The sequence below is a fragment of the Candidatus Bathyarchaeia archaeon genome, assembly GCA_041447175.1.
Classification (GTDB): domain Archaea; phylum Thermoproteota; class Bathyarchaeia; order Bathyarchaeales; family Bathycorpusculaceae; genus JADGNF01.
The window spans coordinates 594,736-609,024 of sequence record CP166960.1 but is presented as its reverse complement, the minus strand read 5'-3'; the positions used below and the strand labels follow the sequence as shown (position 1 = coordinate 609,024).

Annotated in this window: 15 protein-coding genes; 6 read left to right on the top strand and 9 right to left on the bottom strand. The window is 46.3% G+C overall.

From position 1 onward, the window contains the following. Positions 1 to 21: 21 nt before the first annotated feature. A complete protein-coding gene (locus ACBZ72_03130) occupies positions 22 to 1,098 on the bottom strand; it encodes a lysylphosphatidylglycerol synthase transmembrane domain-containing protein (GenBank protein XES77877.1) in 1,077 nt (358 codons plus the stop codon). Positions 1,099 to 1,254: 156 nt separating this feature from the next. Here ACBZ72_03130 and ACBZ72_03125 point away from each other — a divergent pair, with 156 nt between their 5' ends. Together ACBZ72_03125 and ACBZ72_03120 are read left to right on the top strand one after the other, a co-directional pair. Further along, entirely contained in the window at positions 1,255 to 1,593 is a 339-nt protein-coding gene (locus ACBZ72_03125; GenBank protein XES77876.1) for a zinc-ribbon domain-containing protein, read from the top strand. 135 nt (positions 1,594 to 1,728) lie between these two features. After that, on the top strand, positions 1,729 to 3,357 hold the full coding sequence (locus ACBZ72_03120) for a CTP synthase (protein ID XES77875.1): 1,629 nt from the start codon (positions 1,729 to 1,731) through the stop codon (positions 3,355 to 3,357). A gap of 43 nt (positions 3,358 to 3,400) precedes the next feature. On the opposite strand, the gene ACBZ72_03115 is transcribed toward ACBZ72_03120, so the two are convergent. The 4 genes from ACBZ72_03115 to ACBZ72_03100 form a co-directional block, all read right to left on the bottom strand. After that, positions 3,401 to 3,838 carry a cyclic nucleotide-binding/CBS domain-containing protein gene (locus tag ACBZ72_03115; GenBank protein XES77874.1) on the bottom strand — a complete coding sequence of 146 codons (438 nt, stop codon included), beginning with the start codon at positions 3,836 to 3,838 and terminating at the stop codon, positions 3,401 to 3,403. A 353-nt stretch (positions 3,839 to 4,191) separates the two neighbouring features. Further along, positions 4,192 to 5,625 (bottom strand): nitrous oxide reductase family maturation protein NosD, encoded by a 1,434-nt coding sequence (locus tag ACBZ72_03110; GenBank protein ID XES77873.1) that lies wholly within the window; start codon positions 5,623 to 5,625, stop codon positions 4,192 to 4,194. Positions 5,626 to 5,752: 127 nt separating this feature from the next. Further along, a complete protein-coding gene (locus ACBZ72_03105) occupies positions 5,753 to 6,106 on the bottom strand; it encodes a DUF5615 family PIN-like protein (GenBank protein XES78644.1) in 354 nt (117 codons plus the stop codon). A gap of 19 nt (positions 6,107 to 6,125) precedes the next feature. Further along, a complete protein-coding gene (locus ACBZ72_03100) occupies positions 6,126 to 6,371 on the bottom strand; it encodes a DUF433 domain-containing protein (protein ID XES77872.1) in 246 nt (81 codons plus the stop codon). A gap of 134 nt (positions 6,372 to 6,505) precedes the next feature. On the opposite strand from ACBZ72_03100, the gene ACBZ72_03095 reads away from it, so the two are divergent. The 3 genes from ACBZ72_03095 to ACBZ72_03085 all read left to right on the top strand — a co-directional run bounded on the left by ACBZ72_03095 (position 6,506) and on the right by ACBZ72_03085 (position 9,818). Then, a complete protein-coding gene (locus ACBZ72_03095; GenBank protein ID XES77871.1) occupies positions 6,506 to 7,012 on the top strand; it encodes a hypothetical protein in 507 nt (168 codons plus the stop codon). A 240-nt stretch (positions 7,013 to 7,252) separates the two neighbouring features. Beyond that, the gene (gene psmB, locus ACBZ72_03090; GenBank protein XES77870.1) at positions 7,253 to 7,891 is read left to right on the top strand and encodes an archaeal proteasome endopeptidase complex subunit beta; all 639 of its coding nucleotides are present in this window, start codon (positions 7,253 to 7,255) and stop codon (positions 7,889 to 7,891) included. A 40-nt stretch (positions 7,892 to 7,931) separates the two neighbouring features. Further along, positions 7,932 to 9,818 (top strand): beta-CASP ribonuclease aCPSF1, encoded by a 1,887-nt coding sequence (locus tag ACBZ72_03085; GenBank protein XES78643.1) that lies wholly within the window; start codon positions 7,932 to 7,934, stop codon positions 9,816 to 9,818. Here ACBZ72_03085 and sepF read toward each other — a convergent pair. From sepF to ACBZ72_03070, 3 genes are all read right to left on the bottom strand, one after another. After that, complete coding sequence (gene sepF / locus ACBZ72_03080; GenBank protein XES77869.1) at positions 9,805 to 10,074, bottom strand: cell division protein SepF; 270 nt, start codon at positions 10,072 to 10,074, stop codon at positions 9,805 to 9,807. The genes ACBZ72_03085 and sepF overlap by 14 nt on opposite strands. A gap of 375 nt (positions 10,075 to 10,449) precedes the next feature. After that, positions 10,450 to 10,866: a response regulator gene (locus ACBZ72_03075; GenBank protein ID XES77868.1), complete on the bottom strand. Its 417-nt coding sequence runs from the start codon at positions 10,864 to 10,866 to the stop codon at positions 10,450 to 10,452. A gap of 111 nt (positions 10,867 to 10,977) precedes the next feature. Continuing rightward, the gene (locus ACBZ72_03070) at positions 10,978 to 13,110 is read right to left on the bottom strand and encodes a PAS domain S-box protein (GenBank protein XES77867.1); all 2,133 of its coding nucleotides are present in this window, start codon (positions 13,108 to 13,110) and stop codon (positions 10,978 to 10,980) included. Between the two features lie 185 nt (positions 13,111 to 13,295). Here ACBZ72_03070 and ACBZ72_03065 point away from each other — a divergent pair, with 185 nt between their 5' ends. Further along, the gene (locus ACBZ72_03065) at positions 13,296 to 13,640 is read left to right on the top strand and encodes a cupin domain-containing protein (GenBank protein ID XES77866.1); all 345 of its coding nucleotides are present in this window, start codon (positions 13,296 to 13,298) and stop codon (positions 13,638 to 13,640) included. Positions 13,641 to 13,644: 4 nt separating this feature from the next. On the opposite strand, the gene phoU is transcribed toward ACBZ72_03065, so the two are convergent. Then, positions 13,645 to 14,289 carry a phosphate signaling complex protein PhoU gene (phoU, locus tag ACBZ72_03060; protein XES77865.1) on the bottom strand — a complete coding sequence of 215 codons (645 nt, stop codon included), beginning with the start codon at positions 14,287 to 14,289 and terminating at the stop codon, positions 13,645 to 13,647.

Genomic DNA, 14,289 nt, shown 5'->3' with positions numbered 1-14,289 from the left:
ACAAATAGACTGAGGAAAAATTTAGGTTTTTTCTAACGGGGGATTTTTCTGGTGGTTCCACGTTGAGCGAAGTTCTATCCACTGCTGCGAAGCAAACCCTATTGCAAAGCGGAGCCAGAGGGTTATTATTCGGCTAAGAATTGTGGCGGTTGCACATATCGGAGCGTACTGCATGCCCAGCATGGAGGTGTAGAGGGTGGTCATGGTTATCTCGGGAAGCCCAACTTCAAAGGGTATGCCTATGGGTATTGATTTTACGGCTACAACAATGGATCCAGTGATGAAGATTACACTCCACGGAATCTCAAAGCCTAACGACAAAAACACAAGATAAGACACGCTAAGACTGCAAAGCCAGTTAACCGCCATGGCCAATGTTGGAAGGATAAGAGCTTGGGGTTTGCGTATGAATTCTTTAACCGAGTCATGGAAAAGTGCAGTGTTTCTAAGCGCTTCCTCTTCGATTTGGCGCAGTTTTTTCCATCTTCCACGGGTAATGAATTCGCCGACGCGAACTAGTGCATTGATGATTTTTTTGCTCCAAGATTCCTTGACGCTTATCAGCAGCAGCAACACCATAATTGCAACGATTGCGGCTGCGAAGAACAAGATGAGGTTAAAAATCAGGGGTTTTACCTGTGCCTCCAAGTACAGCAGAACTATACCGGCTATGAGGAAAACAACGTTCATTCCCATGCCTAACAAGCGTTGGATGACAACAGAGGCGACCACTTTGCCGCTTGTTCCTTCTTGTTCGCGGTTCACGAGGTAAACTCGGCAGACTTCGCCGCTTATGGATTCAGCGGGGATAATTATGTCGATGAAGTTGCCATACCACACAAACAGGTAGCTCTTGAGAATGGAAAGCTTGACTTTTAAGTATTTGAGTATGCGTTGCCAAGAGACGGCGTAAAAGAACACTTCAACAAGGCTAACGGCTATGGCGGCGATGTAAATAATGGGGTTGGCGGTTTTTGCAGTGTTTATAATTTCAAGGAAGTCCACATTGAAAATCAGGATGTAGAGGAAAAACGCGGCTAAACCTACGATGGGCAACAGAACTGTTTTGCGTGTTATCTTAGGTTTAGCAGCGCCCAATTTTCGTACCTCAACTGTATAAATGCTGATGGGATGGTATACAACAATTATATGCTTTATCCAAATTCAAGCCACATTGCCCCGTGCATGCTTCAGGTTCACCACAAATCTTATGAACAGATTGCTTCTACGTGAATAACAGAGGACGCGGAAAAGATGGTTTACTGCACAAAATGCGGAACTCTAAACCCTGACGACGCCGTTGTCTGCATCAAATGCGCTGCACCCCTTCAGCATACCGCCGTTGTGCAAGAAGAGTGGGGCGCAAATTGGCACAGAAAATACTACGACCATGAACACTACGTGAAGCGAAGCGGTTTGGGCACCATTTTTGCGGGCATCCTGATTGTCATTGTCGGCTTGACGTTGTTTTTCTCAATATACTACGAGGCGGCAGTGAACTGGGGCGCTTTGTGGGCTGGAATTATTATGTTGCTGGGATTGTGGCTGATAATTGTTGCATTCCGTATAAGGCGCAGACATCAACGGCTTTAACCAAGAACAAGCGTTTGTTGCAGGAAGCCCCAGTTTTTGAGTGGGAGGGTTTTCTGCACAATTGTTCAGCTGTTCACACAAAAAAGTTAAATTAACTCTCCTCGAAAGGAGTACTCTATTAACGGGGAAATCTGGATGGTGAAGTACCTTTTTGTTACTGGAGGAGTGTTGAGCTCAGTTGGCAAAGGAATCTTAACCAGCTCAATTGGCAAAATGCTCCAAAGCCGCGGCGTAAAAGTCACAGTTATAAAAATTGACCCCTACGTCAACGTTGACGCAGGAACCATGAACCCCTACATGCATGGGGAAGTTTTTGTCACTGACGACGGCGGCGAAACCGACCTCGACTTAGGATGGTATGAGCGGTTTTTGGACTTGAGTCTAAAACAAGAAAACAACATAACCACAGGGTCAATCTACAAAGCAGTCATAGAAAAAGAACGCAAAGGCGACTTTCTGGGCAGATGCGTCCAAATCATCCCCCACGTAACCAACGAAATCAAAAACCACTTCCGCAAAATCGCCAAAACATCCAACGCTGAAGTTGTCCTCACCGAAGTAGGCGGAACCGTCGGCGACATCGAGGGGCTACCGTTTCTGGAAGCTATCCGCCAAATGCGTCTGGAAGAAGGCCCAGAAAACACGCTTTATGTGCATGTGGCGTTGGTTCCCATTTTAGATGTGACTCAGGAAATGAAGACCAAGCCGTTGCAGCACAGCGTTAACGAGTTGCGCCGCATCGGTATTCAACCTGACATTATTGTTGCCCGCAGCCAAAAGATGATTGACGCAGAAGCCCTGCGCAAAATCGCCTTGTTTGGCACCATCCCCGAAAACGCGGTGTTCTGCAGCTACAACGCAGAATCGGTCTATCAAGTGCCTCTTATCTTGGACCGGCAAGGCATGGGTGACTTCATCTGCCAACGCTTCAACTACACCTGTGCTAAACCAGACTTCGCGCCCTGGAAAAAGTTTGTTGACGCCGCAGTGAAGCCTGAACACGAAGTAAACATTGCCTTGATTGGCAAGTATGCAGGGTTAACCGACAGCTACGTGAGCATGAGTGAGGCTCTGCGGCACGGTGGAGCTGCGAACAAAGCCAAAGTCTGCATAACGTACATGGAAGCCGAAAAATTTGAGCAGAACCCCGGCTGCGTTAACGAACTCAAAAACTTCGACGGCATATTTGTGCCCTACGGGTTTGGCCCCAGAGGAACGGAAGGGAAAATGGCAGCGGCAAAATTTGCCCGAGAAAACGACATCCCCTTCTTGGGCATTTGTTACGGCTTCCAAATTGCCACAATTGAGTTTGCCCGCAACGTGTGCGGCTTAAAAGGCGCCAACAGCACCGAAATTGACCCCGACACACCGCACCCCGTGATTGATTTGATGCCTGAACAGCGCGGCATCGAAGCTAAAGGCGCCACCATGCGTTTGGGAGCACACAAAATAAAGTTGGAGAAAGGCACCATGGCATATAACCTGTACAAGACTGATGAGGCATATGAGCGTCACCGCCACCGATTCGAAGTGAACTTGGACTATTTGGAAGTGTTAAGCAAGAACGGCATGGTTTACTCCGGCAAAAGCGCCGACGGCAGACGCATGGAAACCCTTGAGTTACCTGACCGATACTTCTACTTTGCTTCGCAGTTTCATGGCGAATTCAAAAGTCGCCCAGGTCGACCCTCACCCGAATACTACGGGTTTATCACAGCGTGTTTGAGCAAAAAAAATGGTGAGGCAAAGCCCACTTTTTCTTAATTGTGAGCCTAAGCTTTCACGTCGGTCAGTTAGGATGAAGTGTTTATCTTACGCGTTTGTAGCCGGGGCGGCAGAGTTCGGTTAGTTCAGGAATTTTTGAGGGAACTTCGAGGATGACGTTGTCTGCGGTGAGTACGCCCACGAGTTCGCCTTGTTTTCCAGTGACTGGTAGGTGTTTGACTCCCCAGTGGTTCATCATTTGAACTGCTTCGTCGATTGAGGCGTCTTCGTCGATGGTGAAGATGGGGTTGGTGTAGACCATGCGGGCTATGACTGATTTAGGTGATAGCCCTTGGCTTACAAGGCGGACAAGGATGTCATGTTCAGTCATGATGCCGGTTGGTTTGCCCTGCATTTCAACCATCATGTAGCTTAAGTCGTCTTTGACCATCATGTCGATAACTTCCTGCATTGAGTTTTCGTTGTGGACTACGGGAACATTCTTTGTCATAATGTCTTTTACTACGACATTGCTTGCCAATTCAGATTACTCCTTTTGTCTATGACAGACGCGGGTGTCATTTATCTATTTTGCGTTGTCAGCGTTTTAGCGGTTTTATTGTTGCTTCTCCACGTTTCAGCCATGGCTACACTAGAACTTGATGAAGAACCGTTTGGCTAAACACACCTTTAAACAAAGAACCCCGCGAGAGGGAGGCACACGATTCCCGAGACTTTCGGTAGCTCAACAACTACCCCTCCCCTATGTTTTCTGTGGAGCCCATTTTGGGCTGCTTTTTCAGTTCAGCACGCGATTTGGGTTCTTGTTGCGGTAAGAAACGGCTTGGAAAGGCACAGAAAGGCGGGAAACGGCGCAGTCTGGCGCCAAAAAAACTAGGCACCCAAACGTTTTCGTCTAAACAAAACCCCAACCACCACGCCTACAACAACGGCAACTGCTACCCCAATCCACAACCCATCCACCGGCGAACCTACGCCGCCGCTTGCCGCCGGTGTGGAGGTAGATGGGGAAGGTTGCTGCGTTACGGACGGCGAAGAAGATGCTTCAGTTGAATTCGTTAATGCTGGTGTAGTCGTGGGTGTTGCGATTGTGGATAGAGTTGGGGTGATTTGGGTTGGGTTTGGTGTTGCTGTTGAGGTTGAGGTGTTTGGAGGCGAATTTGGTGTGGGTGTCGGAAAAGGCGGTGTTGGCGGCGAGGTGTTTGCCCATTCGGGCAGTTCTGCGATTACACTGTCTATGTTATATGGTGCCATAAGTGGGTAGTTGTCTTGATTGTTAGCGTCAATTGTGTATGGAAAATCGCCTATCCCGTCGTTGTTGCTGTCTGTACCGTTATAATCGCTCCAAAAGTTACCCTCAACACCATTATCCCAAAAGTTAGGTCCACGTACGCCGATCCAGCCCCCAACTTGTGTACTGCCGACAAAGTTATTATCGTAAAAAATATTATTTGCTGCATCTTCTACGTTGCTTCCAACGTTTACAGCGTATGTCAAGTAGTTCGCATAGAAAGTATTGTTATAGCCAACAAGACCAAAACCAGACCCTTCGATTCTGTTTGAATAGACAGTGTTAGATGTTCCGTCTATTGAGATGCCGCCATGAGTTAGGCTATTTTTGGCAACTACGTTTCTGTTGCCGTATACGTGTATACTGCCCGCATCTACTATGGTGTTGTTACATACTACGTTTAAGGAGCTTTCGTGTTCTATGGTAATTGCATAGTTGTTTGGTCCAGTAATTCTGTTTGAAGCAATTGTGTTGTAGTATCCATTGCATTTGATGCCATAACCACTGAGGCCACCGTTAGCGTTATTTTCTATGATGTTTTGTGTGATGGTTATGTTTGAGCCTTTGAGGTTTATGCAGCCATATGGTGCTGTTATGAGGTTGTCGGTTATTTGTGTCTGGCTGCCTGTTCCTGAGATGCCGTTGCCGCCGTTGGTGAGGGTGAAGCCTGAGATTTTGATGTTATCGGCGGCAATTTTGATTGGTGCGCTGTTTTCTGGTAGAAGTTGGGTGGGAAGTACGAGCACTTGAGGGTCTATGTCCTCTATTATGGTGGTATTGGGGGCTTCGCCTATAAGCGATAACGTTTTGTTTATCTCAATTGAGTGTTCTTGATAGGTTCCTTTCCTAACGAAAATTGTGGCGCCGTCTGTGGCGTTGCCAACTGCATCCGCAATGCTTGGATAATCGTCGGGTACAATTATGGTTTGGGGACTTGCTTTTGCGGGATAAACTGTGAACGTTAATGAGGTAATGAGGTTGGCGAGGATGAAGATAACTGCGATGTGCTTATTCATGCAGGACCCCGTGAAAGTAAAGAGAAAAGGCGCTGTTAGCTCTCCCCGCGGAACAGTCTGTTCTCTGAAAAGAACAGGATATTTTACATCCAAATCGAGGTGACGGCGAACGGCGATTTTTGCTGGATTATGCTTTTTTGCTTTTCTTTATCCGCCGTACCCTTATCTTCTCCTCCGATACAACCATAACATTTCCTAAAACTGCTTTTCCATGAACGGCAACCGCGAAAGAAACCAGTTTGACTTTGTTTTCTATGCTTTCATCTTTCAACCTTAACAATATAATGCCAGGTAGTTTGTGAAATTCTGCGAGCCGACCAAAGTACTTATCGTTAGTGATTAGCACTCGATTTTCTTTAATGGCTCTTTGAATTATGTCTTCATCTGAAGCGCCTTTCATACATTCAAGGACGGATACTGAATCAAACCCCATCTGTTCAAGCTTCTTAGACACCCAAACGCCCGTACATTCGTCAACCAAAAACTTCAAAAAAGCCAGCTCACGGGATGGTTACTGGGAAGACTTCTTCTTCGGCAGCAACTTTAGCAGCGTAAAGCAGCACTGCAGATATGTCATCTTTTGTTAAGTGAGGATAGTCTTTGAGGATTTCTTTAGGCGACAGACTCTGGGCAAGCAGCTTTAACACCTGCTCCACGGTGATTCGCGTACCCTTCACCACGGGTCTTCCACTCATAACTTTAGGGTCCACAACAATCCGCTCCAAGAGTTCTGATTCAGTTTTCATCTGGCACGCCTCAAGCAACAGAAGAGCGTTCCAACTAATAAAATATGACTACTCCGCTCCAAGTGTGGCAGTTTCCTTTTTTTAAACCTGAACGTTTTAAGGTTACCCCGTGCAGATTTCTTTGTGGAACGTTTTTGAGTCAACCCAACGCTGAACCCAACTTTGCTAAGCAGCTGGAAAACGCAGTTAGCTACGCTGAAGTCTGGCAAACCGTCAAAGACACCGTGGACTTCACGTTTAGGAAACGCCGCGGCGGCATGATGCTCTTCTTGGATGATCTGCCATTACAGCTGGGCGCTTACTACCCCGTTGGCACCAACAACATCGTCTTGAATAGGCGCCTGGTGGAAATTGTGGAAGCCACCCTGAGCGACAAGCAAACCATGAACGCCTTAGCCTACAACCTGCTGCTTCACGAGTACCTGCATGCGTTAGGCGAGTTGTCGGAGGTTGAAGTGCGCCGCCAAGTCGTGGTTGTTGCAGCTAAGTGTTTTGGCGAGGAGCATGCAGCAACGGTTTTAGCGCGCAAATCGCCGTGGATTCTGCTTAAAAACTTGCCTCTGGAAGCAGCAGCAGCGCCTAAACGGGTTATGCAAATTGTCCGCAATTTCGAGCAATCAACTGGCAAATACATAGTTTAAGGCTAAACATCTAAAGGCACAGCCTAAAGAGCACTGGAGAACAGACATTTTTCGAAAAATGAAGGGATTATGGCGAAAAAATCGCAACTGAAACCTCAAAAAAAGCGTCTATTCATTCAATGCATCTTACCGTAATGTTAATAAATCCCATGGAGAGATAACATGATGCTACTTCCTACAGATGGAATTCCGTTCCGCAACGCGAATTCCCAAGTTCAGTTTTAGGGAGACAAAACTAAAATGGCAAGCAATAATGCAGTTAACCAGTTAATAGTTAAGGGGACAACAACCACTGGAGTCGTCTGCAAAGACGGCGTAATCTTAGCCTCCGACACAAGAGTAACAATGGGCTACTACGTTGCACATAAACAGGGCAAAAAAGTCTACAAAATCGACGACCACATCGGCATGACCATCGCTGGCAGCGTCGCCGACGCCCAAAAAGTCATTGACATAATAACTGCCAACGCCCAACTCTACCGCATAAACCTCAACCGACCCATGCCCATTAACGCCGCAGCCCGCATGACAAGCAACCTGCTCTTCTCCGCAAGAGGCTTGATGGCGCAAATTCTAGTTGGCGGCGTGGACAGCACCGGACCACACCTGTACAATTTAGACCCTTACGGCAGCGTAACCGAAGAAACAGTCACCAGCACAGGTTCAGGCTCCCCGCTGGCAATCGGAGTTTTAGAGGACAAATTCAAAACGGACATGACTGTAGAAGAAGCCCTGCCAGTCATCGCACGCGCAGTCAACGCGGCAATGAAACGTGACGTAGCAAGCGGCAACAACTACAACATCATCGTCATAAACGGACAAGGATACCGAGAGCTCACTGACTCCGAAAAACAGGAGCTCCTCAAAAAGGGAAGTTAAAACTGTGGCTCGAACTCAACAAGACAAAGATAAAGTCGAAATAACCCAATACATTCTCAAGCATGTGCCCAAAGAAGCGGAAGTAACCCGCATCGAATATGAAGGCCCCATGCTCAGCATATACACCAAAAAACCCGAAATTCTAGTCGAACAAAGCAGTGTCATTGCAGAAATCGTCGGCGTCATCCGCAAACGCATTGTCGTTCGTCCAGACCCTTCAGTGCGGCTACAAGAGGTTGAAGCAGAAAAAATCACCCGCGAACTCATCGCCAAAGAAGCCGAAATCACCGACATAAACTTTGACCCCAGCCTTGGCGAAATCATCATAGAAACCAAAAAACCAGGCTTAGTCATCGGCAGAAACGGCATTGTCCTTCAAGAAATCATCAAAAAAACCAAATGGCGACCCCACGTTCTACGCAGTCCACCACTAAAATCCAAAATCGTAACCAACATGCGGCATTACCTGCATTCTGAAAGCCAAGAACGTGAACGTATCCTGCGCACGATAGGCGAACGAATATTCCGCCCCAAAACCTACGACGTAGGCGACGTGCGTCTAACTGTGCTGGGTGGAGCTCAAGAAGTAGGACGCAGCGCCTTTTTGCTTAAAACCCGCGAAAGCAGTGTACTGTTAGACTGCGGCATTAACCCTGGTTCTCAAAGGCCGTTTGAGTCTTTTCCACGGTTTGACTCGCCAGAATTTCAAATTGACTCACTTGACGCGGTGGTAATAACTCATGCACACTTGGACCACTGTGGACTGGTACCGTTTCTGTACAAGTACGGCTACGATGGACCAGTCTACTGCTCTGCACCCACATCAAATTTGATGACTATGCTGCAGTTGGACTATTTGGATGTAGCTGGGAAACAGGGCATCACGCCATACTATGACCAAAAAGACGTGCGTGAATGCGTTTTGCACACCATCCCACTGCGGTACGGTGTCGTCACCGATATCGCCCCAGACATTCGGTTAACCTTGCACAACAGCGGCCACATATTGGGTTCTTCAATGGCGCACCTGCACATCGGTGAAGGCTTACATAACATCGTTTACACAGGCGACTACAAGTTCGCACGGACCATGCTGCTTGAGGCAGCCGCAAACGAGTTTCCCCGTGTAGAAACCATCATAAGTGAAAGCACTTACGGCGGAGTTGACGATGTGATGCCTACACGCGTCGAAGCTGAAGAACGCCTAACGCAAGTGATTAACTCAACGTTGGAGCGTAAAGGCAAGGTGCTGATTCCAGTTCCTGCTGTGGGAAGAGCCCAAGAAATCATGCTCATCATCGACGGCTACATGAAACGCGGCATGATGAAAGAAGCACCCGTCTTCATCGAAGGCATGATTAGCGAAGCTACAGCCATCCACACCGCATACCCTGAATATTTGGGCAGGGAAGTGCGTCACAGCATCCTACACGAGGAAGTTAACCCGTTCCAAAGCGACTACTTCACCATCGTAGAACACCCCAGCGTACGCCAAAGCATAATCGACGGCGAACCCTGCATTGTGCTGGCTACTTCAGGTATGCTTGAAGGCGGACCAGTCATTGAATACTTCAAGAACTGGGCTGACGATGACCGCAACACCATAATCTTCGTATCATACCAAATTGAAGGCACCATGGGGCGACGCGTACAAAAAGGCATCAACGAAGTCACCATGATGGACAACGAAGGCAAAATGGCGGTTGTTCAATGCAAACTGCAAGTAGAATCAATTGAAGGCTTTTCGGGTCACAGCGACCGCAGACAACTGGTGGGTTACCTGACGAATTTGTCTCCAAAACCAGAACGGATTTTCCTTTGCCACGGAGAACGGTCAAAAATATTGAACTTGGCTAACTACGTGGGTAACAAGTCAGGCATAAACACAATTGTGCCTGCAGTGATGGAAACGTTTAGGCTGCTGTAGGCAGCGGTTTCTGGTTCTGCGCGGGTTTTTTCTCCCGCCAAATCCTTATTTTTGGGGGACAAATAACAATGCGTTCTTCACCGAGACGTGCAATGTCGCCGCCAATCTCTTCTGTAAAAGTGTAAAGTTCATTCACAGCCCGAGAAACATCAAGAATGTTCTTGTTTGCCAAGGGAGTAATTTTGAGGATGAGGATATTGCCGTTGCTGACTTCAGTTTTGACGTTTTCAAGGTCAGCTAAGTCACGCAGGGGCATAGCTTTGAGGTAGGTTGTAGAGGTCAGTTTTGGGTGTGCTGGTGAGCCTTGGGGTTCAGCGCTTTCAGTTTCCGTTTGGGTTGAGCCTGCTTGCTCAGTTTGGGCTTGGTTGTTCTCAGGGTTTTCTTGGTCTTGCGTTTATTGTTCCTCCTCTTTTCCAGGCTTGAAAGCTACTTCAAGATTAAGCAAATTTTTTCTTGATAACGTATGTTATTATGCTGTCTCGACAGTTAAGCATTTCTTATCTCCCGCAAAGAATACAACTACAAAAAACAGAAAACGGTTTCTTTTGGGTAACACGAGTTTGGTTTTGCTGAGTATGACACACATTTTTGCCTACACACGCGGGGCAATGGTAGGAACGTTTTGAAGCATTTACACTAATGGTTCAGGCAGGTGTTGTCCCGTTTTTGATGAGGAGTTATTGAGGGAAAGTTTTTCGTTTAAAACATTCAAAAGGACTTCGGGGCTAACAGGTTTAACTAGGAAAACATCCATATCTTCATGGTCACGGTCACCTTTTTCAATACTAGGTGACCCCGTGAAAATAATTCGCACCGTTTTGGGAGAAACTTTTCTTAACACAGGCAAAAGGTCCGTCCCCAGCATATCAGGCAAACGAACATCAAGCAAAGCAACATCAAAACAGGTCTTCTCAATCTGAATTAAAGCTGCAAAACCCGTCTCCACAGCCGTAACCGTGAAACCTCGTTTCGCCAAAAGTTTTGTTAAAACTCTAAGAATCGCTTTGTCGTCATCAACGATTAGGATTGATTTTTGGGGGACACACACACTCAAACACCACCAGTCGGAATATAGAGGCAGCTGTAGTAGCAGCTTTTTTAGCTATCCACCGAAAAAGGGTTTATAGATTTGTTGTTACCCAGTCACAGTCACAAAAATTTAAAAGGAACTAGCCGCCGAATCAACGGATTCGGTGTTCAACAGCGAAGTCTCGGTTGTTAGGCTCAAAGGAAGTTCAACAGTGAAACAGGTGCCTTTTCCCAGTTTACTTTCAAAGTAGATGTTGCCGCCTAACGCAGTTGTCAACTTTTTTACAACAGCCAGCCCTAACCCCTGACCTTTAGGTTTAGTAGTGAACAAGGGCTTAAAGATTTTAGCTTTAACCTCGTCCGAAATACCTTCGCCAGTATCTTTTATTTGAATAAACACAGTATTTTCGTTGCAGGTTGCCTTCAAAACAAGTTTTCCACCACGGGGCATAGCCTGCACAGCGTTAATTATGAGGTTAATCAGAATCCGCTTCAAGTAGCCCGCGTCTGACCGCAGTTTTGGAAAACTCTTTTTCACCGAGACCACAAAAACCACATCTGGAGGAACAATCATAGTGGAAAGAATGTCGTTAACCATTTTTTTAAGGTCAACATCCTCCAAACAGGGCAGGGATGTCCGAGCATAATCCTGCAGGTCAGCAACAATTTTACCAATGTAGGACATTTGTTCCCCAATTATTTGGATACTGTCAGAGAGGCTTTTCTTGGCGGCAGTGTCGGGCAACGACATCAAATCGCCTTTGGCTAAATACAGCTCGCCACTTATGGTCTGCAGAGGATTGCGGATGTCGTGTCCCACCATGCCTGCAGTTTCCCCTATAGCAGCCAGACGTTCAGCGGCTTTTAATTTCTCAGTCCGTTTTCTGACTAAATCTTCTAGCCGTTGGGTGTATTCGGAGAGTTTATTCTGCAGTTCTCTATGCTGCGTTATGTCTTTGGTAAATATGGAGACACCTATTTTCGAGGGATAAATGCGATTTTCCACAACAACCCTTCGATTGTTCATTGTCAATTCGTCAACAAAAACCAGCGGTTTTCTAGTGTCTAGCACTTTTTGGTACGCTTCTGCTACGCGTACAGTTCCTTCATCCTTTTGGAAAACCTCAAAGAAAGGTTTACCGATGGCATCTTTAGCTTTAAGCCCGGTTATTTTTTCGCTCTTTTTATTCCAATAAACATACCTAAGGTCTTTGTCCAGAGCAACAAAACAGTCAGTGATACTGTCCGCTAACTCTCGGTACAGCGTTTCGTTATGTTTGATGGCTTGTTCGTTTCGTTTACGCATAGTCACGTTATGCGCAAAAACAAAAATTTGTCCACCATTTTGTGTAGCAATGTACTGGGCGCTAACCTCAACATCAATAAGAGAGTTGTCTTTCCGTAACAAACGGGTTTCATAACGGTCGTGACCACGCAAGACCACTTTTTCTATACGCTGCATAACACCTCTGGTGGCTTCAGCTCCTTCCAAGTCGTGTAGGTTCATGCAAAGCAAATCGCTTCGAGAATAACCTGTCAAGTCACAGAACGTACCATTGACCTCCAAAAAATTGCCGTTTAAATCAACAATCCAAAAAGCATCAAGAGAGGTCTGCACGATGCTTTGGTATTTGAACTCGTTTTCTTTGCGTTTACCAGCATCCTCAACTAAAACCCACTCTTTGCCGCGTTTAGTTAGCGTTCCAACATGACTATGCGCAATATCCAATACATTTGCGCCGGTGCAGTTCTTCAAAGGGTAGGCACAAATAGCCAGTATCTTGTGTTGGCTAAAAACGGAGGTGACGTAGTTTTCGTAATCAATCATGTGTACCCAGTGGCTTGGCAAAAAACGGCTTTCTGAGGGTAAATTACAAAAGATACGCAGCCCGACAAATCCTTCAGAAAGCACTTTCTCTTCTTTTTCAACCCATTTTTGCATAATTGCTTCTTTGCCGATTTTATCTTCAGAACAATACCATTCTGTGGAAGGATAAACAGTTAGTTGTCCCTGCTTGGAGTAACGTGTGAAGTCGGGGAGGGTCTTTTTTAGATGCCTCGCTGCGGCTTTTACTGTGAAGGGGGATGAGACCAGCCACAAGCAGTATTCATTATCGCGTAAACCAGCCATGAAGTAGGGGCATAGTACATCCAAAATGTCGTGTTTGTTTTGATAGAGTTGGCAGAGATGGGTTCCCCACGGAACGTCGCCAACTAAGTCAAGTCCGAACTTTCGGAAAGAACTTGAAGCCGCCGCATCCAAAAGTAATCTCTCTCCATTAACAACAAAGATGTTATGTATCAAATAAAAGAATTATCTAAAAACATAAAAGAACCCTACTAATAGAGAACAAGAAAGTTCCAAAAACGCAAATTAAGCAAGTTTAGGCATGTTTGCAATAGGCTTATTTATTGATTGTATTGATATTTGGGTGGAGGCGAAGAAATTTGGACCAAAACAGAAAACTTGAAAACTCCAAGCTTACTGCACAAGCCAAAACCTTGGCGGAGTTAATAGATTATCAGGAAGGTGCCGTAGTGAGCCGAACACTCATCGATAAAACGGCGGGCACAGTCACATTATTTGCGTTTGACGCTGCCCAAGGCTTAAGCGAGCATACGGCACCATTTGACGCATTAATTTATGCAGTTGACGGAGAAGCAGAAGCAACAGTGTCAGGCAAACCAATAAAGCTGAAAGCAGGGGAGGTAACAATGTTACCTGTAGGCGAACCGCACGCTCTTAAGGCGCTGACACGGTTCAAAATGATGCTTATCATGGTACGGTCGTAGAGGCTTATCGAAGGGAAACTTTTTCTCCCGTCGACACGTAAACCACTGATTCAGCAACGTATGTAGCGTGGTCAGCTATACGCTCAAGATACCTTACGGCAAGCACACTGGAAATTGTGCAGTTGTTCATCACCCCAGCCTCCTTCACAAGCCTACTCAAACACTGCATATACATCTCGTCAACTTCCTGCTCACTTTTAGTCACAGTCTTAGCAAGCTCGGTGTCGAGGCACTTTAGCGAGTCAACGCTTATCTTTACCATCAAGAGGACTTTTTCACTCATGTCTTGGATAAACTGCTGCATCCACCCCTCACAGCCACCTAATAAGCCCATATTGGGGTTAAGAAAAGCGATGTCCCAAGCATACCTGCCGTACCGCTCAAAATCGTACGCAATCTTCATGTAGCTGTTGATTATCCGCAAATCTGAAGCCACGGGCTGGTACTTTGCGATTAAGCTGAAGGACTTCTCTTCCACCTCAGCAGTCATCATGACTAAAATTTCGGAAAGCTCATGGACATGTTCAGAAACATCTTTACCCTGAATATACCCGCTGACTGAAAGGGATAATGCTTTTTGGGCGATTTCACCCATACGAAAAACTACTGTGGTTAATTGTTCTAAGCCCTTGTCTAACAGTCTTTGCAT